Annotated in this window: 16 protein-coding genes; 9 read left to right on the top strand and 7 right to left on the bottom strand. The window is 67.0% G+C overall.

All coding sequences use genetic code 11. The features are described from left to right. From VGL40_13135 to VGL40_13120, 4 genes are all read left to right on the top strand, one after another. The coding region (locus tag VGL40_13135) for a group II intron maturase-specific domain-containing protein (GenBank protein ID HEY3316208.1) at positions 1-593 on the top strand (593 nt) is incomplete at its 5' end. Positions 594-875: 282 nt separating this feature from the next. Further along, positions 876-1,190 (top strand): AbrB/MazE/SpoVT family DNA-binding domain-containing protein, encoded by a 315-nt coding sequence (locus VGL40_13130; GenBank protein ID HEY3316207.1) that lies wholly within the window; start codon positions 876-878, stop codon positions 1,188-1,190. Between the two features lie 43 nt (positions 1,191-1,233). After that, positions 1,234-3,000, top strand: coding sequence for an ABC transporter ATP-binding protein (locus VGL40_13125; protein HEY3316206.1), 1,767 nt, complete (start codon positions 1,234-1,236; stop codon positions 2,998-3,000). Then, positions 3,000-4,913 (top strand): ABC transporter ATP-binding protein, encoded by a 1,914-nt coding sequence (locus VGL40_13120; GenBank protein HEY3316205.1) that lies wholly within the window; start codon positions 3,000-3,002, stop codon positions 4,911-4,913. Before VGL40_13125 ends, VGL40_13120 begins: the two co-directional genes overlap by 1 nt. A gap of 189 nt (positions 4,914-5,102) precedes the next feature. On the opposite strand, the gene VGL40_13115 is transcribed toward VGL40_13120, so the two are convergent. From VGL40_13115 to VGL40_13100, 4 genes are all read right to left on the bottom strand, one after another. Next, positions 5,103-5,837 (bottom strand): L,D-transpeptidase, encoded by a 735-nt coding sequence (locus tag VGL40_13115; protein HEY3316204.1) that lies wholly within the window; start codon positions 5,835-5,837, stop codon positions 5,103-5,105. A gap of 184 nt (positions 5,838-6,021) precedes the next feature. Continuing rightward, positions 6,022-7,986 (bottom strand): ATP-binding protein, encoded by a 1,965-nt coding sequence (locus tag VGL40_13110; protein HEY3316203.1) that lies wholly within the window; start codon positions 7,984-7,986, stop codon positions 6,022-6,024. A 303-nt stretch (positions 7,987-8,289) separates the two neighbouring features. After that, a complete protein-coding gene (locus VGL40_13105; GenBank protein ID HEY3316202.1) occupies positions 8,290-8,616 on the bottom strand; it encodes a hypothetical protein in 327 nt (108 codons plus the stop codon). Between the two features lie 204 nt (positions 8,617-8,820). After that, on the bottom strand, positions 8,821-9,213 hold the full coding sequence (locus VGL40_13100; GenBank protein HEY3316201.1) for a response regulator: 393 nt from the start codon (positions 9,211-9,213) through the stop codon (positions 8,821-8,823). Between the two features lie 222 nt (positions 9,214-9,435). On the opposite strand from VGL40_13100, the gene VGL40_13095 reads away from it, so the two are divergent. From VGL40_13095 to VGL40_13085, 3 genes are all read left to right on the top strand, one after another. Beyond that, a complete protein-coding gene (locus VGL40_13095; GenBank protein HEY3316200.1) occupies positions 9,436-10,887 on the top strand; it encodes a TldD/PmbA family protein in 1,452 nt (483 codons plus the stop codon). Then, positions 10,884-12,290, top strand: a complete 1,407-nt coding sequence (locus VGL40_13090) for a TldD/PmbA family protein (protein HEY3316199.1) — start codon at positions 10,884-10,886, stop codon at positions 12,288-12,290. The genes VGL40_13095 and VGL40_13090 overlap by 4 nt, the downstream gene beginning before the upstream one ends. A 110-nt stretch (positions 12,291-12,400) precedes the next feature. Continuing rightward, the gene (locus VGL40_13085; protein HEY3316198.1) at positions 12,401-12,529 is read left to right on the top strand and encodes a hypothetical protein; all 129 of its coding nucleotides are present in this window, start codon (positions 12,401-12,403) and stop codon (positions 12,527-12,529) included. A gap of 126 nt (positions 12,530-12,655) precedes the next feature. Here VGL40_13085 and VGL40_13080 read toward each other — a convergent pair whose 3' ends face one another. Continuing rightward, positions 12,656-13,933, bottom strand: coding sequence for a peptidoglycan bridge formation glycyltransferase FemA/FemB family protein (locus VGL40_13080; protein HEY3316197.1), 1,278 nt, complete (start codon positions 13,931-13,933; stop codon positions 12,656-12,658). 225 nt (positions 13,934-14,158) lie between these two features. Between VGL40_13080 and VGL40_13075 the strand changes: the two genes are divergently transcribed. Beyond that, positions 14,159-15,721 carry a sensor domain-containing diguanylate cyclase gene (locus VGL40_13075; protein HEY3316196.1) on the top strand — a complete coding sequence of 521 codons (1,563 nt, stop codon included), beginning with the start codon at positions 14,159-14,161 and terminating at the stop codon, positions 15,719-15,721. A 96-nt stretch (positions 15,722-15,817) separates the two neighbouring features. Here VGL40_13075 and VGL40_13070 read toward each other — a convergent pair whose 3' ends face one another. Together VGL40_13070 and VGL40_13065 are read right to left on the bottom strand one after the other, a co-directional pair. Further along, on the bottom strand, positions 15,818-17,581 hold the full coding sequence (locus tag VGL40_13070; GenBank protein HEY3316195.1) for a radical SAM protein: 1,764 nt from the start codon (positions 17,579-17,581) through the stop codon (positions 15,818-15,820). A 241-nt stretch (positions 17,582-17,822) separates the two neighbouring features. Further along, on the bottom strand, positions 17,823-18,092 hold the full coding sequence (locus VGL40_13065) for a hypothetical protein (protein HEY3316194.1): 270 nt from the start codon (positions 18,090-18,092) through the stop codon (positions 17,823-17,825). Between the two features lie 165 nt (positions 18,093-18,257). On the opposite strand from VGL40_13065, the gene VGL40_13060 reads away from it, so the two are divergent. After that, a partial coding sequence (locus VGL40_13060; protein ID HEY3316193.1) for a DNA polymerase III subunit alpha occupies positions 18,258-21,531 on the top strand: 3,274 nt, incomplete at its 3' end.

Raw genomic sequence — 21,531 nt, 5'->3', positions numbered from 1 at the left:
ACCGCAACATCTACGTCCGCAGCCAACGGGCCGGGGCGAGGGTGATGGCCAGCGTGCGCGACTTTCTGCAGGAGCGATTAAGGCTCAAGGTGAACGAGGCGAAAAGCGCGGTGGACCGGCCGTCGAAGAGGAAGTTCCTTGGCTTCAGTATGTATAAGGCCAAGGGCGGCATCCGAATCAGGCTAGCCCCCAAGACCAAGCAACGGGTCCAGGACAGGGTGCGGGAGCTTACGGCCAGAAGCAACGGATGGAGTATGGACCGCCGAATCAAGAGCCTCAACGAGTATCTGCGAGGGTGGCTGGGCTACTACACAATGGCCGACGCCAAGAGTTTCCTCGAAGACCTCGACGGCCGGATCAGGGGTCGGCTGCGGATGTGCCTCTGGAAGCAGTGGAAGCTTCCCCGCACGAAGCTCAGAGAGCTGCGCGCTCTCGGGCTTCCGGACTGGGTCTGCTGGGAATTCGCCATGTCCCGCAAGGGCTACTGGCGCATGGCCTCGGGACCCTTAAACAGAGCCCTGGGCAACGCCTACTGGCGCGCCCAGGGCCTCAAGAGTCTCACCGAAACCTACCTAAACCTTCGCCAAGCTTGATGAACCGCCGGATGCGGACCCGCAAGTCCGGTGGTGTGGGAGGACGGCGGGGCGAACCCGCCTCCTACCCGATGTGGTATATACCCCCTTCCTGGCGGACAATGCAGTTGTGAAGGTCTCTGGTGCAGACTTGGATGTCCCTAGCGCGAACTTGCGTGTCATCTTACACCCGCCGTTGACAGGCCCGCCCGGCCGGGGCTAGAATATGAAATGTCATACTTATCATACCTTCGGGAACAGTAAGGACGTCTCTGGGCAGAATTACCGCGGAGGTGCTTCGTCATGTCGGCCAGTCTCTTCCGGGCCAAGTTCCTCGGCTCGACCACCGTCGGGGAACGCGGTCAGATCGTCATCCCGGCCGAGGCCCGCAAGGAATACGGGCTCGAATCCGGCGACAAGGTCCTGGTCTTCGGTCGGCCGGGCCGGATGGGACTGCTCCTGGTGAAAGACGAGGTCATCGCCGGCTACGTCGACCAGACCATGGCCCAGTTGAGCGACCTCGAGAAGCTGCTGGCCCGGCCGCCGAAAGACTCGAAAGCCCACGCCCCGAGCCCCGGTCGCAGCAAGAGCCCGCGTAATCCCAAGCCCCGGGGGTAGCCGACCGTCCGAGCCACCGAGACCCCCGAAAGGACGCCCCCCAATGACCACCATCCGCCGCTTATCCAAATACGTCTTCCGCTACTGGCCCCTCCTTCTCGGGGCGGCGGCCCTCGTCACCGTCGTCTCCGGGCTCGGCCTGGTCACCCCGTGGGTGACCAGGTGGATCATCGACACCGTCCTGGGCGGCCGTCAGTTCGGCCTCCTGTGGGTCGCCATCGGGGCCATCGTGGCGGCCTCGGTACTCCGCGGGGCTCTGACCTTTGCCCAGCGCTACTCGATGGAGTACCTCAGCCAACGGGTCACCTACGACCTTCGAAACGAGCTATACTCCCATCTTCAACAGCTCTCCTTCGGCTTCTACGACAAGGCCCAGACCGGCCAGCTGATGTCGCGGCTGACCGCCGACGTCGACCTGATCAACCGCTTCCTGGGCTTCGGGATGATCCAGCTCCTGACCAACTTCATCACCTTCCTGGCCATCCTGATCATCCTGATGACGATGAACTGGCGATTGACCCTTCTCTCCACGGTCGCCCTGCCTTTCCTGGCCCACGCCGTGTTCCTCTTCCAGCGCCGGGTCAGGCCGATGTTCACCGCCATCCAGCAGCAGATGGCCGTCCTCACCAGCACCCTCCAGGAGAACATCACCGGCATCCGGGTGGTCAAGGCCTTCGCCAGAGAGGGGCATGAGATCGAAAAGTTCGCCCGGGACAACCGGGGCTATCTGGACCGGAACATGGCCGCCGTGCGAATCCAGGCTTTCTTCATGCCCTACATGAACTTCCTGACCGGCCTGGCGACCACGGCCATCCTCTGGTTCGGCGGGCGGGCGGTCATCGGCGGGGCCCTCACCCTCGGGAGCTTCGTCGCCTTCAACTCCTACCTGACCCAGCTGATCATGCCCGTCCGCATGCTCGGTTTCCTGATCAGCCTGTGGGAACGGGCGGCCGCCGCCGGGCAGCGAGTCTTCGAGATCCTCGACACCAAGGCCGAGATCGGCGACGGCCCGGGGGCCGTCGTCATGCCCAGGGTCAAGGGGCGCGTCCGCTTCGACCACGTCACCTTCGGCTACGACCCCGCCCATCCGGTCCTCCGCGACATCTCCATCGACGCCCGGCCCGGCCAGGTCATCGCCGTCCTCGGCGGGACCGGCTCAGGCAAGTCGAGCCTGATCAACCTGATCCCGCGGTTCTATGACGTGACCGCCGGGTCGGTCGAGATCGACGGCCTCGACATCCGCCGGGTCAAGCTGGATTCCCTGCGGCGGCAGATCGGCGTCGTCTCCCAGGAGCCGTTCCTCTTTGCCGCCACCCTCCGCGACAACATCGCCTACGGGCGGGCCAAAGCGACCATGGACGAGGTCGTCCGGGCGGCCAAGACCGCCCAGATCCACGACTTCATCGTCGGCCTGCCCGAAGGCTACGACACTTACCTGGGCGAGCGCGGGGTGGGTCTGTCCGGCGGCCAGAAGCAGCGGGTGGCTATCGCCCGGGCGATCCTCATCGACGCCCGGATCATCATCCTCGATGAGTCGACCTCGAGCGTCGACACCCAGACGGAGTATCTGATCCAAGAAGCCTTCCGCGAAGTCATGAAAGGCCGGACCAGCTTCGTCATCGCCCAGCGCCTGTCAACCGTCCGCGACGCCGACAAGATCATCGTCCTCGACCATGGCCGCATCGCCGAGGAGGGGACCCATGAGCGCCTCCTCGCCCTGGGCGGCGTCTACAAGGCCATCTACGACCTTCAGTTCAGGGCCCAGGAAGAAGAGGACCCCGGCCGGGCCGCGGAAGGGGGGAGGAGCTGATGCACTTCGGCGGCGGATGGGGCCGTCCAGGTGGCGGACCCGGCGGTTCAGGGGGTGGCCCGCACGGCCAGTTCGATCAGGAAGAGGACGACTACCGCCATCTCGCCGGCTCAGTCCTCCTGCGCCTTTGGAAGTACATCCTCCCCTACCGGGGCCACCTCATCACCGCGATCCTGCTGATGCTGGTCGCCTCGGGGACCGGCCTCCTCGGACCCTACCTGTTGAAGGTGGCCATCGACGGCTACGTCGACAATAGGGCCCTGGCGACGGTCCAGCGCTTCGCCGGACTCGACCGAGTGGCCCTGGTCTACCTGGCCATCTACGTCCTCAACTGGCTGGTCACCTACTGGCAGACCTACATCGTCTCCCTGGCCGGCCAGAACATCATCTACCATCTCCGGCACGACCTCTTCAGCCACGTCCAAACCCTGACCTTGCGCTTCTTCGACGGTATCGAGGCCGGCCGGCTGATGTCCCGGGTGACCAACGACATCGAGTCGCTCAACCAGCTCCTTTCGTCGGGCCTGGTGAGCCTGGTCAACGACTTCTTCACCATCCTCGGGATCATGGCCATCATGCTGGCCATGAACTGGCGTCTGGCCCTGATCACCTTCACCATCTTGCCGGTGATGGTCTTCGTCAGCTTCCACTTCCAGGACCGCCTGCGCACCGCCTACCACCGCGTCCGCCGCCGGGTCGCCGACGTCAACGCCAACCTCCAGGAGTCCATCTCGGGGATGAAGGTGACCCAGTCCTTCACCCGGGAGGACATCAACCTACAACGCTTCGACTCGACCAACCAGGGCAACCTGCGGGCGAACCTGCAGGCCGCCGTCCTCAGTGCGATGTTCTTCCCCCTGGTCGAGCTGATCGGTCAGGTGGCCACGGCCATCGTCCTGGCCGCGGGGGGCCTCGCCATCATCGGCGGCATCAAGGCCGGGCTCACCCAGGGCACCCTGTCCATCGGCGTGCTGGTGGCCTTCATCGGCTACGTGACCCGGTTCTTCATGCCCATCCGTGACCTCTCCCAGATCTACAGCCTCTATCAATCGGCCGTCGTCTCCACCGAGCGGGTCTTCGAGATCATGGACCGCCGGCCGGAGGTCGGCGATGAGCCGGGGGCCGAGCCCCTGCCGCCCATCCGAGGCGAGGTCGAGTTCAGGGACGTCACCTTCGCCTATGACCACGGAGTGCCCGTCCTCAACCATGTTTCGCTGGTCTGCCACCCGGGCGAGAACATCGCCCTGGTCGGTCCGACCGGGGCCGGCAAGTCGACCGTCGTCAACCTCCTGGCCCGTTTTTACGACCCCGGCGAGGGGCGGGTGACCATCGACGGCCACGACCTTCGCCGGGTGACCATGGCCTCGTTGCGCGGCCAAATCGGAATGGTCCTCCAGGAGACCTTCATCTTTTCGGGGACGGTCCGAGACAACATTCGCTATGGGCGACCGGGGGCCACCGACGAGGAGGTCGTCGCCGCGGCCAAGGTTGTCAATGCCCACGAGTTCATCATCAACCTCCCGGCGGGCTACGACACCCAGGTCCAGGAGCGCGGGGCCAAGCTCTCCACCGGGCAGCGCCAGCTGATCGCCTTCGCCCGGGCCCTCATCGCCGACCCGAAGATCCTCGTTCTTGACGAGGCCACCTCGAGTGTCGACGCCTACACCGAACTCCTCATCCAGCGGGCCCTGGAAAAGCTCCTCAAGGGCCGGACCGCCTTCATCATCGCCCACCGCCTGTCGACCATCCGGAACGCCGACCGCATCTACGTCATCGACGACGGGCAGGTGGTCGAGGAAGGCACCCACGAGGACCTGCTCGCCCGGGGCGGCCGGTACCGGGAGCTCTACGAGAAGCAGTACGCCGCCCAGGAGGAGGGCGGCGATTCGGGCGTTGGCGGGGGTCCGACCTAAGAGCCATCTGGTTGACAGGAGCGAGAACGCAACGGTGACGCCTACCGGCGGGCCCCGAAGAAGCGAAATCGGCCTCTTCGACAGCTTCACAGGCAGGACCGCGCCCCCCGACCCGGACCGCGTGGCCATAATCTCCGCGTAGGCCGGCTTTGACGCGAATTGAAGCGGCCGGGATGCCCCGGCCGGCGATCACTGGTACGCGCTTTCGACCGTCGTCCCGATATCGGCCCAGTGGTAAAGCTCCTGGGCGGCATCAGCGGGGAGGGCGATGCAGCCGTGGGTCGCACCGGGCTCGACCTCCGCGGTCTGGTCGTTGATCTTATAGGCGTGGAAACCGTAGTTCCCCTTGAACTGGAGGAAGTCATTCAAGTAGAAGTCGTGGCCGAGTTCGGACTTATAGAGCGTGGTGTGGACGGTCCCGAGGTGGGCCGTCACCCGGTATTTGCCGATCAGCGAGGGGCTTTCGGGGGCGCCGCCGTACCCGGAAAAGGACCCAACCAGCTTGTCCCCTTCATAGATCTCAACGGTCGCGACTGAAGTGGCTCGGTCAATGGCAACGTGGATCGCCTTGCCGGCGCTCTCCGGTTTCGGCGTCGATGGGTCGGTGGCCGGTGGCTTGGCTGGGGCTGGCGGGGCGGTCGTCGGCGGCGTCGAAGCGGGCGGCGTGGTCGGCTCGGGCGGCCCGGTCGGCTCGGGCGGCCCGGCGGGCCCAGTTGTCTCGGGCGGCGCGGGTGATGCGGACAGGTCGGCGATCGGCGGGAAGCCGGTCAGGCCGTGCCCCGACAAGCCGACCCCCGCGACCAGCGCGAGCAGGGTCACAACGAGCAGCATCTTCTGGATGGTGGCGGCTCGCTGACGGGTGGGGCGATGGCGGGCGGCCCGACCGAGGGCGATCGGGGCCGTCGCGGCTGGGTAACTTGGCATGGTGACTTGGTCTCTCCGACGGTTGTGACGTTGGCGACAGATGCTTGTCCAGCTGGTCATTAGACTCGGGCGAAGGCCGGGAAGTTCCGACGGGGGAGGCCTGAGAACAAGAAAGCCTCGGCGCCAAGCGCCGCGGCTTTGCCAACCCGCGACCATGCCGGTCCAGCCTGCCTTAGTCGGCCCTCTACTGATCGGCTCCCAGGGCGGACCGCCCGTCCTCCAACCCGAGCGCCCGGCGCACCGTGCAAATCAGCCGGGGGTAGTCGATCGGCTCGGGAATGAGCGGGAGGCCTTCCAAACGAGGCCCGAGCCCAAGCCCGCCCGGGCTGCTCGGTTGGCCGACGGCGATCAACGCCGCTCGGCCGAAGGCCTGCGCGATGTCGGCCTCCGTCCGGCCGCTGAGCGCGCCCGCTTCCACGATGACCGCCCGCGGCGCCCGGCCGTCGGCTTGGGCGGCCAGGCCGGCCAGGTCGGGTGCGGAAAGGGTGGCGAAGCCGGCGGCCCGCAGAGTCTCTTCGACGGTGCCCCGCAAGAACACGTCGGCCACGGCGACGGCCACATCCGGCCGCCGTCCAAGCCCCGGCGCGGTGGATTCCGCCGCCGGCAGGACTAGGGAAAAGACGGCTCCCCCCGCTGGGGCATTAGCCGCCGTCAGGCTGCCGCCGTGGTTCCGGGCAATGGCCAAAGCCACCGCCAGTCCGAGGCCTGTGCCGTGCGGCTTGGTGGTGAAGAAAGGCTGAAAGACTTTGTCGATGGTCTCCGGCCGGAGGCCCGGGCCATGGTCCCTAACGGTCAAGGCCACTTCGCCCTGGTCCTGACGAAGGGCGATGACCACCTGGTTTCCTTTATGTCCCGCCTCGAGGGCATTGCGAACCAGGTTCAGGATGACCTGGGTCAGCTGCGCGGCGTCGGCTCTGACTGGTGAGACCTCGGACAGGTCGGCCACGACCTCCGCCCCCTGGGCCGCCCCCTCCCCCCTCAGGAGGGGGAGGAGTTCCTGCACGAAGCCCTTGAGATCGATCGCCTCGCCGGCCATCTGCGACGGCTTGCCCAGGAGCAGGAACTCGTTGAGCAGCCGGATGACCCGATCCAGCTCCCGGATGGTCAGGTCGGCATAAGCCAGGCCCTTTTCCGGCTTGCGGCTCATCAGTTGCAGCAAACCGCTGGCCGCGGCCAAGGGGTTGCGGAGCTCGTGAGCCAGCGTCCCGACCAGGCTCGCCGTGATGGCCAGCCGCTCAGCCTGACGGCCGGCCGCCTGCCACCGATGATAATCGGTCCGTTCCTCGGCCAGGATGACCCAGCCGGTAACCGCCGGTCCCTCCTCGCGCAGGGGACTGATCTGCCAATCCACCCACCGGCCGGCATCGACCGGGCCGACCGGGTCCATCACCCCGCGTTCGAGGACTTCCGGGCGGGCGGTCAGCGGGGCCCTCCAGGGAGCGTTCAGGCTGGAGGCGTCGGTCCCGATGAGTTCCAGGGAGTGCCGCCCCAAGAGCCGCTCGGCTGCGGGGTTCAGGTAGTTGATCCGCTGGTCGCGGTCGACCAGGATCACGGCGCTGTCGAGGCCGCCGAGGACCCGGGTCAGGCGGAGGCGCAATAGCCTGAAAAGGCCCTCGATCTCGAAGACGATCTCGCACTCTTGGGCCATCAGGGGAAGGAGGGTCCGGGCCCGCTTGAAATCGGCGGGGGCCAGCACCCCCAGACGTCCCCGGAAGCCGGAGTTGCAGACCGGTACGACCACGGCCGATTCAATCTGGTCGCGGACGAAGGCCTTGACCGAACGCTCGTCCCCCTTGACCAGGTAAGCTGGGCGTCCTGAAGCCGTCGACTCGTCCTCGTACTCGAGCCAGCTGCCCTTGGCGTCGAGGAGGACGACCGGGGCGCTCAAAAGGAGGTCCAGGGCCCTGGCCGCGGCGTCCCCCTCCCCTTGGAAGAGGGACAGGATGATCCGGTTCATCTGCCGCAGGGCCGTCAGCTCCATCGCCCGCTCCAGCAGGGCGGGGCGTTCCTTGCCCAGGGAGCAGGAGCAGTCGCGGGCCACCGCCGATAGGCCGTCGCGAAGCGGCATGGCCACCGCCTGTCCACCGTCACCGGCGGTGAGGAGGGCCGCCCGCCCAGCGGTCTGTAGGATGGCCCTGGCGGAGACCACATCCTTGAGCGGCCAACGGCCGAAGCCTGGTCCCGCAGGAGGGGCAGGCCCTGGGCACCAGTTGCCCCGCTGCTTCCTGGGTCATGAAAGTCAGGTTCATCTGTAGGCCGATGGCGGTGGCCTCGGCGAAGCTCATCCACCGAAGGCTACCGAGGATCCGTTCGGCCCGGCCGGTCTGTATCACGAGCTTCTTTCCTTCCGTTCCTGACCGTCGAAGCTGGTCACGGGTCATTGCAGGGAGACGCCGGTCGCCTTCGAGCAGGGCGTCCAGGGCGGCGACCCCGTGCTGATACGGTCGATCATCTAGTGGGGCGCCTCCTCGGTCTCCGGCAATTGCCTGGTCAGCTGGAGGGCCATCGGCTGACCGACCAGCCGGCTCAGGGTGGCGATGACCGACTCCACGAACTCCTGAGCGACGAGGGTGGCCCGTTCGGGCGGGACCGCATTGAGACCATCGAAGGACAGGCCGTCCTCGGAGAACCGGATCAGAGATGCTTCTTCGTAGGTGTGCTTGGTCATCCAGAGAGCCCGCTCGAAGACCAACAAGAGGACGTGGACCCCGACCGCCTGGCCGACCGATAAGTAGGCCCGATCGAGGATGGTCCGATAGGAGCTCAGATCATTACTCAAGATCTCACTACTCTCCAATCTCGCGGTAGTCCCCGCCCTCGACCGGACTGATCGGCGATCAGCCCCGCGACACCCCGCGGACCCCCGCAAAAAGGTCCCCGGGATCCGGGGACCTGTGTCTTCCGAGGACCTGCCTTCTCCCTGACCGGCGCGGGGAAGCCCCGCCCCAGAGTGGCCAGGGAACATACCCGCGACGGACCGGCCTCAGTCCGACGGGACCGAGACCGTGCTTGCCGCCCGGGCCAATCCCTGGACCGTCTCGATGACGCTCTTGAGGCTGAAAGGCTTGGCCAAGTAAGCTTGGTAACTCCCCTTCGGAGGGAGGACTTCCGGGGTGGGGACCGCTCCGGAGATGACGACCACCGGGAGTCCCCGGAGACCGGGGTCGGATCGAATGGCTTCGATGACCTCCCGCCCGCTGACCACCGGCATGCACAGGTCGATCAAGGCGATCTCCGGGGTCGGGGCCTGAGACAACCGCTTGAGGGCGGATGAGCCGTCGCCTGCCGTGACCACCGTGTGGCCTTCGTCTCCAAGGACCTCTTCGAGGATCATGGCGATGTTCGGTTCGTCCTCGACGACCAGGACCAAAGCCATGAAAACGCCTCCCGAATGACCTGGGCTTGTGGTGGGCTTGTCCTCAAGTCGCCAATTTCGAGTATAACGCCGCGGGCTCGTCTGAAATTGTCGTTTGGTGGCGACGGCCCGGGACTGTCGAGCGGTTTTCCAGTAAGCAGGTTAAGGCTCGGTTGCGTCGAATGAGAAATCGTGTTGGTCGAAATCAACTGAGGTCCAAGGTGCCTCTGGTGGGGTGGTTCTTTGCGCGAGTTCACCCGTGGGGTCCTGGAGCGGGTCGCCCGGGCCGGCGCCGGCTACGCCGACGTCAGAGTGGTCCAGAGCCGGGAGGAGACCGTCGCCGTCAAGAACGGTAAGGTCGACACGGTGGCGACCGGGCGCGACCGTGGCTTTGGGGTGCGGGTCTTGGCCGACGGCGCCTGGGGGTTTGCCGCCAGCGCGACGATCACCCCTGAGGAGGGCGAGCGCGTCGCCGACCTGGCCGTCCGCATCGCCAGAGCGTCGGCCAGAGTCAAGGAGAAGGACGTGACCCTCAGCCCGCTCAAGCCGGTGGAGGGTCGCTGGCGGGCGCCGGCCAGGAAGGACCCATTCGAGGTCAAGGTCGAGGACAAACTCGATCTCCTCCTGGCGGCCGAGAAGCGGATGCGCATCGGGCCCGACATCCAGGTCTCCTCGGCCGGTCTCCAGGCTTACCAAGAGTGCAAGGTCTTCGCCTCAAGCGAGGGCTCATACATCGAGCAGGAGTTGACCGAGACCGGTGGGGTCATCGAGGCCGTCGCCGCCAGAAGCGGCGAGGTCCAGAACCGGTCATACCCGGCCCAGTTCGGCGGGGACTTTCGACTGGCCGGCCACGAATGGCTGGAGCAACTGGATCTGGCCGGGCAGGCCGAAAGGGTGGCCAAGGAAGCGGTCGCCCTCCTCGATGCCGAGCAGTGCCCCAGTGGCCATCGCGACCTCATCCTCGAGGGTTCGCAGCTGGCCCTCCAGATCCACGAGTCGTGTGGTCACCCGATCGAACTCGATCGCGTCCTCGGGACCGAGGCCGGCCTGGTCGGCAAGAGCTTCCTCACCCCCGACCTACTGAAAAGCCGCTTCCGCTACGGTTCGGAGAAGGTGACCATCACCGCCGACGCCACCCTCGGAGGCGGGGCCCTCGGGTCGTTCGGCTATGATGACGAGGGTGTGCCGGCCCAGCGGACGACCATTGTCGACAAGGGCGTCTTTACCGGCTACCTGACCTCGCGGGAGACCGCCCCCGAGATCGGGCAGGTCTCCAACGGGACGATGCGGGCCCTTTCCTGGAACCGCATCCCGTTGATCAGGATGACCAACATCAACCTGGAGCCCGGCGACTGGGGCCTGGACGAGCTGATCCGGGACACCAAGGACGGCATCTACATGGACCTCAACAAGTCCTATTCGATCGATGACCGGCGGTTCAATTTCCAGTTTGGGACCGAAGTCGCCTGGGAAATCAAGGACGGTGCCCTCGGCAAGATGCTCAAGAATCCGACCTACACCGGCCTGACCCCGGAATTCTGGCGGTCGTGCGACGCCGTTGCCGGCGGCCCCGAGTGGCGGGTCTGGGGCATTCCCAACTGCGGCAAGGGTGAACCGATGCAGGGCATCCGGGTCGGCCATGGGGCCGCTCCGGCCCGCTTCCGGCGGGTGAGGGTGGGGGTCGGGAAGTGGTGAGAGACAAGTTGGCGACGGCCGGCGACGGCCGGATCATGGACTTTCTCGAGCGTGCCCTTGGCTGGGTCGAAGCCGACCAGGCCGAGGTCGTCCTGAGAACGGGTGAGGAATCTCTGACCCGCTACGCCAATAACGCCATCCACCAGAACGTGGCGGAGAAGTCGGGCGAGGCGCGGATCCGCGCCGTCCTTGGCCGGAAGGTCGGCCTGGCCTGCACCGGCGACCTCTCAGAGGAGGGGATCAAGGCCGCGGCCCGGGAAGCGGTGGCCATCGCCCGTCTGCAGCCGGACAACCCCGACTTCAAGTCCCTTGTCTCGAAGGAAGATTTCGAGGCCGTCGGGGCGCCGGCCGCGCCCCCGGCGCCCCCCGCGCCGGTCCCCGTCTTCGCCGCCCCGCGGACGGCCGAGTTCTCCCCGGAAGACCGGGCCGACGCGGTCAAGGGGATCATCGACCGGGCCAAGTCCCGGGGGCTCGTGGCCGCGGGAGCCTATACGACGGCCGTTGGCGAGATCGCCATCGGCAACACCCTGGGCGTCCGCGCCCACACCCCCCTGACCTCGGCCTCGTTGACCGCCGTGGTCATGTCCGAGACCGGCTCCGGATACGCCGATTCCCATTCGCGTGACGTGACCAGGATCGACCCCTCGGCGGTGGCCATCGAGGCCGTCGAGAAGTGCCTCGCCAACCGCGAACCGGTGGCCATCGACCCGGGTGAGTTCGAGGTCATCCTGGAGGAGTATGCCGTCGCCGAACTCACGGAGTACCTGAACTACCTCGGGTTCGGGGCCCGGTCGCTCCAGGAAGGCCACAGCTTCATGAGCGGCATGCTCGGCCGCAAGGTCATGGACTCGCGGGTCACCATCCACGACGATGGCCTGGACCCGGTCGGCAATCCCCTGCCCTTCGATCTCGAAGGCGTTCCCAAGCAACAGGTGACCCTCATCGACGAGGGCGTCGCCCGCGACGTCGTCTGGGACAGCTTCACCGCCGGCCGCGAGAAACGGACGAAGGCCAAGGGTCCGCGCCGTTCGACCGGGCACGCCATGGCCGGCGGGCCCTTCGCCCAGAATCTCTTCATGGCCGCCGGCTCGGCCCAGAAGCAGCAGATGGTCGCGGACTGCGAGCGTGGCCTGCTGATCACCCGCTTCCATTACGTGCGGGCGGTCCACCCGACCCGGACGGTGATCACCGGGATGACCCGCGACGGCACCTTCCTCGTCGAGCACGGTAAGATCATCGGCCCGGTGAAGAACTTCCGCTTCACCCAGAGCATCACCGAGGCCTTCTCTGATGTTCGTCAGGTCGGCCGGACCCGCAAGATCCAGGGGGGCATGTTCGGGGCGGTGGTCGTCCCGGCCATGCACCTTGGGCGGTTCAATTTCACTGGGCGGACGGAACACTAAGGTCCGGCGGGGCCAACATCAGACGGGGCCAACGTCCGTCGGGCCCGACATCAGTCAGTAGGGCAAGACCCCGGTCGTCATCCGGGGTTTCCGTTTAAGGGGTCACCTCTTTGGGCGAACCCTTTCGCTTGCTGAAGTACGCCAAGCCCTATCGCAAGTACGTCATCGTCGCCGCCCTCAGCCTGGCGGGGGTCATCGGGGCTAACCTGGTCGGACCGACCGGCGTCGGGCGGGGATGAGGGCGGCTCCGAGACCGAGGAAACGCAGAGCTGGACGTTGAAGTCCTGGGGCGAAAGGCCTAAGTTCGTCGCGACGGTAGTGGCCCTGATGGGCGTGTCAGCACCACCTGCGGGTGGGCCTGATCATCACCCCGCCGGTCCTCCTGGCGGCCCTGCTGGCTTTGGCCGCCGGTGGGTGGGGAGGCTGAGCGACCTGGCCGCCTTGGTGGCCGCGCCCAGGCCGGCCCTGGCGACGGCCCCCGCTGCCCGGACGGTCTTGCCTGCGGCGTTCCTGGCGATCCGCCTCGCCCGCATGGCCTTCCGGCGGGCCTGGAAGGCCAACCGCCACAGGGCATAGGCGGTCGGGAGGAAGACGTAGTCATAGTCCCCGATGTACTCCACTCTGGTCCCCCCGAAACCGGCCTTGAAGTGTTCGAGGCCGGAATCGCCCGAGGTCTTCCAGGGCACCCCGCCGAGGTCGAAGAGGGTGAAGCCCTCGGCCGCCAGCTGGGTGATGATCTCCCAGATCAAGTAGTAGCTCGGACCCAGGTTGCGGTGGGCGTCACTGGTCCCTTGATAGAGCCCCCAGGCGCGGCGACCCATCACCCCCAGGAGGACGGCGGCCAGCGGCCCGTCCGGGCATTCGGAGATGAACAGCCTCAGGTGGCCGCCCCGGCCCAACGGGCCGCCCGGCCCCAGCTGGCGCCACATCCCCTGGAAGTATTGCAGGCTGCGGACGCCGAAGGCCTTGCGCCTCGCCGTCCCGGCCAACAATCCGTGGAACAGGGGCAGGTCGGCCTCGGTCCCCTCGCGCACGGTCAGCCCCGACCGCCCGGCCCGCCGCAGGAAATAGCGGTGATCCTTGGCCAGACCGGCCAGGAGGTCGTCCAGCGGTCGGTCCAGTGGCAGGTGCCAGACCGCCCTCGGCTGGGTCCCGCCGGCCAGGGCTTCGTCAGCGGTGAAGGCGAACCCGTAACGGGCAAGGGTGGACTTCTCGGCCCGATGCCCCCCCGGCAGGGGCGGGTCGAGCCGGACGAAGCAGGCGTGGTGCCGCCGCCCCAGGTGGACCAGGGCGTCGCGGAGGAAGACCACGGCCTCGCGGTCGGCGTAGTCGACCGCCGGCCCGCGGGGGATATAGAAGAAGCTCCAGGGGGTGGCCGGTAGCCGGCGCCGCAGCACGGTCATGGCCGCCCGCGGCGCCCCGGGGCCCCCGGCCGGCCCCGCGGACCCGCGGCCATCCCCTCCCTCGACCACGTATCTCCCGGGCGTCCAGCCGTGTTGCCGCTTGAACTCGCCCCAGGCGAACGATTGCAGAAGGTCACCAGAGGGGCACCCGGCCACGACCGCGTCATAGACCCCCCGCTCAGCGGGGGTCACTTCCCGCAAGACCAGGCCGCGCTTCCGGAAAACCACCCCGGGCGGCATTTTTCTTCTCCCTGCCTATTTCGCCGGCTGGCCCACCCGGACGGCGGACAGGCCGGCCTTATTGAAACCCGTCTATCCTACGCTCCAGCCCCTGACGGCGCTAAAGAGCGGTCTTCTCGCGGCCGATAATCTAGTTGATAGTGAGCCCATTTTCGGCGTTGATCGGTAGCTCGTCTCGGCCGTGCCGGCCACCCACTGTCGGCCGACCCTGGGAGGGACCTCGTAGTGTTCAGTTCTGAAGACAAGGGTCTGGTCCGGCGGATCATCCGGATGGCTTCCGCCATGCTGGCCGTCTCGGCCGTCGCCGGGGCGATCAGCGCCTATGTGCCCTTCGCCCAGCCCGGTGTCAACTTCCCGGCCATGTGGGCGGTCTTCCTATCCGCCGCCGCCCTCTGGGCCCTGCTCGTCTTCACTTCCTCGAACGACTATCGGCCGGTCCTCCTCATTCCCTCGACGGTGCTCGGACTGGTCCTCATCGTGGTCGGGCAGTACCTGGTCGCCGGGGACCGGGGGACCTTCATCTCCCTCGTCTATCTCGTCCTGATCTTCGGGTCGGCCTTCTATCGGCCCCGGCAGATCCTGGTCCTGTCGATCTGCACGGCCTTCCTCGTCGGGCTGCCGGCCGTCTACGATTATGACGTGGACTTCCTCCGCCGCTGGATCCAGCAGGTGCCGGTGATGATCAGCGTCGGTTACTTCGCCTCGGTGGTCATCCACGAGCTCAAGCGATCACGGCAGGAGCGGGACGAACTGGCCGCCATCGCCGAGGCCGGCCAAGTCTCCACCACCCTCGATCTCCAGGCCACCCTAAAGGCCACCGTCGAGCAGCTGAGGCGGGTGGTCAGGGCCGATGCCTGCATCTTCTACCTGCTTCAAGATGACGAATTGGTGGTCCGAGCGGCGGTCATGGACCCGGTCGTCTTCCCCGAGGAAGTGGCGGCCAAGGTCAGGACTCACCGGACCAAGGTGAGTAACGGCCTGACCGGCTGGGTCGCCCAGCACGGCGAGCCCATCGTCACCGGCGACGCCGAGAACGACCCCCGGGCTGGGCACGTCCCGGGCACCCCTTACGAGATCCAGTCCTACGTGGTCTTCCCGATGAAGGTCGAGGACCGGATCATCGGCGTGATCAACACGATTAAGGCCGGCCGCGATCGTTTCGGGCCCGAGCTCCTGAGAATCGTCTCGATCTTCGCCAACCAGGCCGCGGTGGCCATCGAGAACGCCCGTCTCTACGAGGAAACGCGGGCCCTTGCGGCGACGGACTCGCTGACCGGACTGAGGAACTGGCGTTACGTCGGCGAGCGGCTCCAGGACGAGTTGGAATCGGCACCGATCGACCCGGGTTCCGCCGCGGCCGACCCCGCCGCGGATTCGGTCGAAGCGTCGGTCATCATGATGGACTGCGACCAGTTCAAGGCGGTCAACGACCACCTCGGCCACCTCAACGGGGATGCGCTGCTCCGCGAGTTGGGCCGGACCATCGAGGGGATCCTGTCCGGCGATCAGGTCCTTGGGCGATACGCCGGCGACGAGTTCGTCATCTTCCTGCCGAAGACGGGGGCCAAAGAGGCGGCCAGAATCGCCGAGGCCATCCGGAAGGCCGTCTCCGACGCCGAGTTCGTCCTCGGCGGGACGAGCATCCGGATGACCATCAGCCTCGGCGTGGCCACTTACCCGACGGACGGGTCCAACACCGAGGCCCTCCTCCAGGCCGCCGATCACGCCATGTACCGGGCCAAGATGACCGGCGGCAACTTCGTCGCCGTGTCGGCCGAGGTGGCCTGAGGGGCGGCCGGTCCAAGGCCGACAAAGGGAAACAACGAGGCCGTACCCCCGATTGAGGGGTACGGCCTTTGGCTTGCTACTCAGGGTCTTCGCCCCTCACAAGCACTCATACCGCGGCACGCCCGGCCGGCAATGCTCCAACAGCGAGCGGAAGGCCGCGTTGGGGCTGACCACCATGAGTTCGCGGCAGCGGGGGGCCAGCGAATCCAACAGCGACCCGACTCTCGCGGCCAGGACGTCCCCCGATAACCGCAGCCCGGACAGGTTGACGACGAGCTTGGGCCCGCCGGGGACACCGACCTTGCGGACCGACCGGGTGACGAAACGCCGGAAAGCCACCCAGCGGGTGCCGTCCAGTAGCCCGCGGATCTCGATCTGCCACGTTTCGGGGCTCCTCCCGCGCGTGATCGCCATGACCAGCCCTTCGAGGCCATGCCCAGGAGCCGGGGCCACCTCCGCCGTCTCGGCGACCAGCTTGCCCGCATCCGCCGCGGCCGCCAGGTCCTCCCGCACCCGCCCCCGGACCACCAGGTCCGGGTCGGAGCGCTTCCAGCGGGCCATGATCAGTCGTCCGGCCAGCCGATACCCGGTCGAGGACCAATCGCCGGCCAGCGCCCGGCCGATGATCCCCGGCCAGGCGTAGAAGCCACGGTAGGCTTCCCACAGGCTTTTCTGCAACGCCTGCGGCGACAGGCGGGCCGGCCGGTGGACGGCGTGCTGCCCGTCATAGAGGCTCCAGTCGCTGGTCAACAGCCGCCCTTCCTCGGACAGCCGGCGGTAGAGCTCCGTGCCGGGGAGGGGCGTCAAAGCCAGGAACTGCGCCGTATCTAAGCCATGGGCCCGGGCGTAGGCGACCGTCTGCCGGGCCACGTCCGGCCCATCCTCGTCGGACCCGAAGATGAACATCCCGTGGACCTTGATCCCTCGCTTATGCAGCTCGCTCAGGCACCGGTCGATGTCCTCGACCTTCTGTCCCTTATGGAAGGCCTTCAGGGTGGCCGGGTTGACCGACTCGACCCCGACGTAGACCACCTTGCATCCGGTCCGGGCCATCAAGTCCATCAACTCGGGGTCGCGGGCCACGTCGACCCGGATCTGGGCCGACCACCAGGGGGGGGCCAGCCGCCGGCGGAGGACCTCCTCCAGAAGCTCCTTACTCCGCTCGACGTCGGCGGTGAAGTTGTCGTCGTAGAAGAAGATCCGCCGCCCGCGGTATCGATCGAGTTGCTCGAGGACGGCCTCTTTCGGGGCGAAGCGGTAGCGCCGCCCGAAGATCGGGGTCACCGCGCAGAAGTTGCAGGAGAAGGGGCAACCCCGCGAGGTCATCAGGGGGATGACCGAGAGCCGCCCGAGGTTGCGGATGAGGCCGAGGTCGGGGTGGGGGAGGCCGGCCAGATCCACCGCCGCCGGGAGCGGGTTCGAGACCACTTGTCCATCGTCGATGAACGATAGGCCCGGGAGGCCGCGGACGTCCCGCCCGGCCGACAGCCCCTCGACCAACTCCGGGAAGACCGTCTCGCCCTCGCCGCGGACCACGTAGTCGGCGTAACCCAGGGCCTCCTCGGGTCGGAAGGTGACGTGGGGGCCGCCGATGACCACCGGCACACCGTGGTGGCGAAGAAAGCGCCCCAGCCGGTAGGCGGCTTTCGAGGTCGACGTGGTCGTCGAGATGCCGACGACGTCGGCGGTCAGCAGGGCCGCCGGGTTAACGTCCCCGGCCTGCTCCAGGTAAATCTCGACCTGGTGGCCCCGGTTCGCCAGGATCGCCCCGAGCTGCGGCAACCCGAGGCGGGGCAGACGGACCATGCTGAAGACGTGAAAGTCGGGGGCCTTCGGTTCAATCATGACTACACGTGCCAAGTTGTCCACCTCTTCCAGATGACTACAGTAAATACTTGCCCACTTGGGGCTCTATCATGACTTGAGAGCGCCGGATATCATTCATCCCAACTGGTTTGATTTGGTCTAAGGGCATTCCCTCATGCGGCGGCTGTTTCCTTGTGACCGGGAGAGTTTTCTGAACCTAAACGGGAAGGCCGGGTCCAAACTGGGCCCGGCCGTCTGCTCTTCCGGGAAGAACTCCGCGGAGCACGCGTGGTCTTTACTGGCGATTGGCCAGGGGTTGCGAAGCCCGGCCGGCCGGGCGCAACGGCACCACCCGTGACGGCCGGACCGGCCTGGCCGGGACGTCCCGCCCCCCGGCCGACCCCGAGCCTGGCTCCTGGGCCGCGTCGGGCACGGGCAGAAGGACCCGCTCGCATTCCGGGGACCCGGTCAGGTCGCGCTTGCAGTACGGGCAACCCCAATGGTCGTAGATGGTCGCCGCCGAGTATGACCAGCCCCCGCAGTAGTAGCACCGTTTCCAGGGCACCGAGGCCTCGCCTCCTGGGAATTCTTTACGGTCATCATATTACGGGAGACCCGGAGGGATTTGCCGAAAGCTGTTCAGGCCGTCCCCCAAAAATCGACCCGCAGGAATCGTCCCCCCGAGGGCCGTATTAGATACTCGTCACGATGCAGTCAGGAGGCCCTTGTAATGGCCGAGTTCGTCCACCTTCATCAGCATACCGAATACAGCCTCCTGGACGGCGCCGCCCGCGTTTCCGAACTGGCACGGACGGCCCTCGCCCAGGGTTCAAAGGCGATGGCCATCACCGACCACGGCTCGATGTACGGGGTCATCGACTTCTACAAGGCGATGAAAGGCGCCGGGTTGAAGCCGATCATCGGCTGCGAGGTCTACGTCTCCCAGCGGACCATGCGGGACAAGGAACCGCGCCTGGACGACTCGCCCTACCACCTCGTCCTCCTGGCCGAGGACCAGGAAGGCTACAGGAACCTGATGCGCATCGTCTCCGCCGGCCACCTCGACGGCTTCTACTACAAGCCGCGGGTCGACCACGACTTCCTGACCGCCCATTCCAAGGGTCTCATTGCCCTCACCGCCTGCCTGGCCGGGGAACTCCCCCGGCTGATCATCGATGGGAAGGCGGCCGAGGCCCGTCGGGTGGCCGGTCTCTACGCCGACATCTTTGGCCCCGACCATCTCTATCTCGAGATCCAGGACCACTACCTGGAGGAAGAACGGCGGGTGAAGGCCGAGCTGACGGCCATGGCCAGGGCGATGAACCTACCCATGGTGGCCACCAACGACGCCCACTACGTCCGCCGCGACGACGCCCGGGCCCACGAGATCCTCCTCTGCATCCAGACGGCCACCAACGTCGACGATCCGAACCGTCTGCGCTTCCCGAATGACGAGTTCTACCTGAAGACCCCGGACGAGATGGCCGCCCTCTTTCCCGACCACCCCGAGGCCCTGGCCAACACCCTGGCCATTGCCGAGCGCTGTGAGGTCGAGTTCAAGTTCGGGAACGTCAAGCTGCCCAACTTCCAGGTCCCGACCGGCGAGACCCTCGAGACCCACCTCCGCCGGAAATGCGAGGAGGGCCTCGTCCGCCGCTATGGCGACGGAGGCGTGACCGCCGACCTCAGCCAGCGCCTCGGCTACGAACTCTCGGTCATCGACCGGATGGGGTACGCCGGCTACTTCCTGGTCGTCGCCGACTTCATCGAGTTCGCCCGGAGCCAGGGCATTCCGGTCGGCCCGGGGCGCGGTTCGGCCGCCGGCAGTCTGGTCGCCTACGCCCTCGGTATCACCGGCATCGATCCGCTCCGCCACGGCCTCCTCTTCGACCGCTTCCTCAACCCCGAACGGGTTGACATGCCCGATATCGACATCGACTTCTGTGACCGCCGGCGCGACCGGGTGATCGACTACGTCGTTGGCCGTTACGGCTCGGACCACGTGGCCCAGATCATCACCTTCGGGACCCTCGGGGCCAAGGCCGCCGTCCGCGACGTCGGGCGGGCCCTCAACCTGACCTACGCCGAGGTCGACAAGATCGCCAAGATGATCCCCTTCGCCCTGGGGATGACCATCGACCGGGCCCTCGAATTGAACCCGGACCTCAAGGCCGGCTACGACAACGGCGGACCGGTCCGCGACGTCCTCGACCTGGCTCGGGCGGTCGAGGGCTTGCCCCGCCACGCCTCCATCCATGCCGCCGGCGTGGTCATCTCCCGTGACCCGCTGGTCGACCAGGTGCCCCTCCAGCGATCGCCGGACGGCCAGGTGATCACCCAGTTCGACATGAACCACCTGGCCGAACTGGGCCTCCTGAAGATGGACTTCCTCGGGCTGCGCAACCTTTCGGTCATCGACGACGCCCTTCGGGCCATCGATAAGAATCACGGGGCGCGGCCGGACCTCGACCGCATCCCCCTCGACGACCCCAAGGTCTTCAAGATGCTGGCCGCCGGCGACACCGTCGGGGTCTTCCAGGTCGAGAGTTCCGGGATGACCGACCTCCTCAAACGGATGCGGACCGACCGTTTCGAGGACCTCGTCGCCACCATCGCCCTCTATCGGCCGGGCCCGATGCAGATGATCGATCTCTACCTCAACCGGCGGACCGGTCGGGAGAAGATCGACTACATCCACCCGGCCCTTGAGCCGATCCTCAAGGAAACCCACGGGGTCATGGTCTATCAGGAACAGGTGATGAAGGTGGCCAGCGCCCTGGCCGGTTTCACCCTGGCCCAGGGCGACCTCTTGCGGCGGGCGATGGGCAAGAAGAAGCCCGAGGTCCTCGAGGCCATGGAGAAGCAGTTCCTGGAGGGCTGCGAGAAGAACGACGTCCCGGTGGAGACGGCCGTCCGCGTCTATGACCTCATCTACCAGTTCGCCGGCTACGGCTTCAACAAGTCGCACTCGGCGGCCTACGCCGTCGTCGCCTACCAGACAGCCTGGCTCAAGGCCCACTACCCGGGCGAGTACATGGCCGCCTTGCTCTCCAGCGTCGGCGCGGGCAGCCCGCGGATGGCCGACTATACCGCCGAGTGCACCCGCCTCGGGCTGACCATCCTCCCCCCGGACGTCAATCACAGCGGCCCAGGGTTCGAGGTCGACCCGTCGGGGAAGGCCGTCCGCTTTGGCCTGCGGGCGGTCAAGAACGTCGGCGAGGGGGCGGCCGAGAGCGTCGTCGCCACGCGCCAGGAGGGCGGGCCCTTCCGCTCCCTGCGTGACTTCTGCGAGCGGGTCGACAGCCGGGTCATCAACAAGCGGGTCGGTGAAAGCCTGATCAAGGCCGGCGCCTTCGGCAGCCTCGGGATCCGTCGCTCGCAACTGATGGCCACCCTCGACGAAGCGGTCGAGGGGGCTCAGGAAACCCAGCGTCGGCGCCAGGAAGGCCAGTTGTCCTTCTTCGACCTGGAGACCGACCTCGGCGAAGCCCCCGGCCCGATCGCGGGCGACGACGCCACCTTCGCCCACCGCCAGGACGTCCTCCCCGACCTCGACGAGTTCCCCATCCCGACCATCCTGGCCATGGAAAAGGAAGTCCTCGGTCTCTACCTGTCCGGCCACCCCCTGGCCCAATATGAGAACGAGCTGCGCGAGAGGGCCTCCACCACCAGCACGAGACTGGCTGAGTTGCCGGAAGGGTCGCCGGTGGTCATCGGGGGGCTGGTCTCGGCCACCCGCCGGGTAACCACGCGGAAGGGCGAGATGATGCTATTCGCCACCCTGGAAGACCTCACCGGGGCGGTCGAGGTGGTCGTCTTCCCGCGGATCTTTCGGGAGGCCCGCGAACTCCTCGAACGGGACCGGGCCGTCCTGATCACCGGGCGGACCAACTCCGTCGAGAGCTCGGCCCGCTTCCGCGGCCGTCGTGGGGCCGCCGCCGCGCCGTCGGGCGACGAGGGCCTGTCGGGGGCGCCGGGCGGGCCGGGCGGCCCGCCGATGGAGG

Source organism: Bacillota bacterium (assembly GCA_036504675.1).
Taxonomy (GTDB): domain Bacteria; phylum Bacillota; class Sulfobacillia; order JAJYWN01; family JAJZPE01; genus DASXUT01.
The sequence above is the reverse complement of the archived record's forward strand: the minus strand, read 5'-3'. Positions and strand labels throughout refer to the sequence as shown.

What these genes read in the sequence shown, in the direction of transcription:
- VGL40_13125 (HEY3316206.1), top strand. Translation starts at nt 1,234, where the DNA reads ATGACCACCATCCGCCGCTTATCCAAATACGTCTTCCGCTACTGGCCC.
- VGL40_13100 (HEY3316201.1), bottom strand. Translation starts at nt 9,213, where the DNA reads ATGGCTTTGGTCCTGGTCGTCGAGGACGAACCGAACATCGCCATGATC.
- VGL40_13120 (HEY3316205.1), top strand. Translation starts at nt 3,000, where the DNA reads ATGCACTTCGGCGGCGGATGGGGCCGTCCAGGTGGCGGACCCGGCGGT.
- VGL40_13080 (HEY3316197.1), bottom strand. Translation starts at nt 13,933, where the DNA reads ATGCCGCCCGGGGTGGTTTTCCGGAAGCGCGGCCTGGTCTTGCGGGAA.
- VGL40_13115 (HEY3316204.1), bottom strand. Translation starts at nt 5,837, where the DNA reads ATGCCAAGTTACCCAGCCGCGACGGCCCCGATCGCCCTCGGTCGGGCC.
- VGL40_13130 (HEY3316207.1), top strand. Translation starts at nt 876, where the DNA reads ATGTCGGCCAGTCTCTTCCGGGCCAAGTTCCTCGGCTCGACCACCGTC.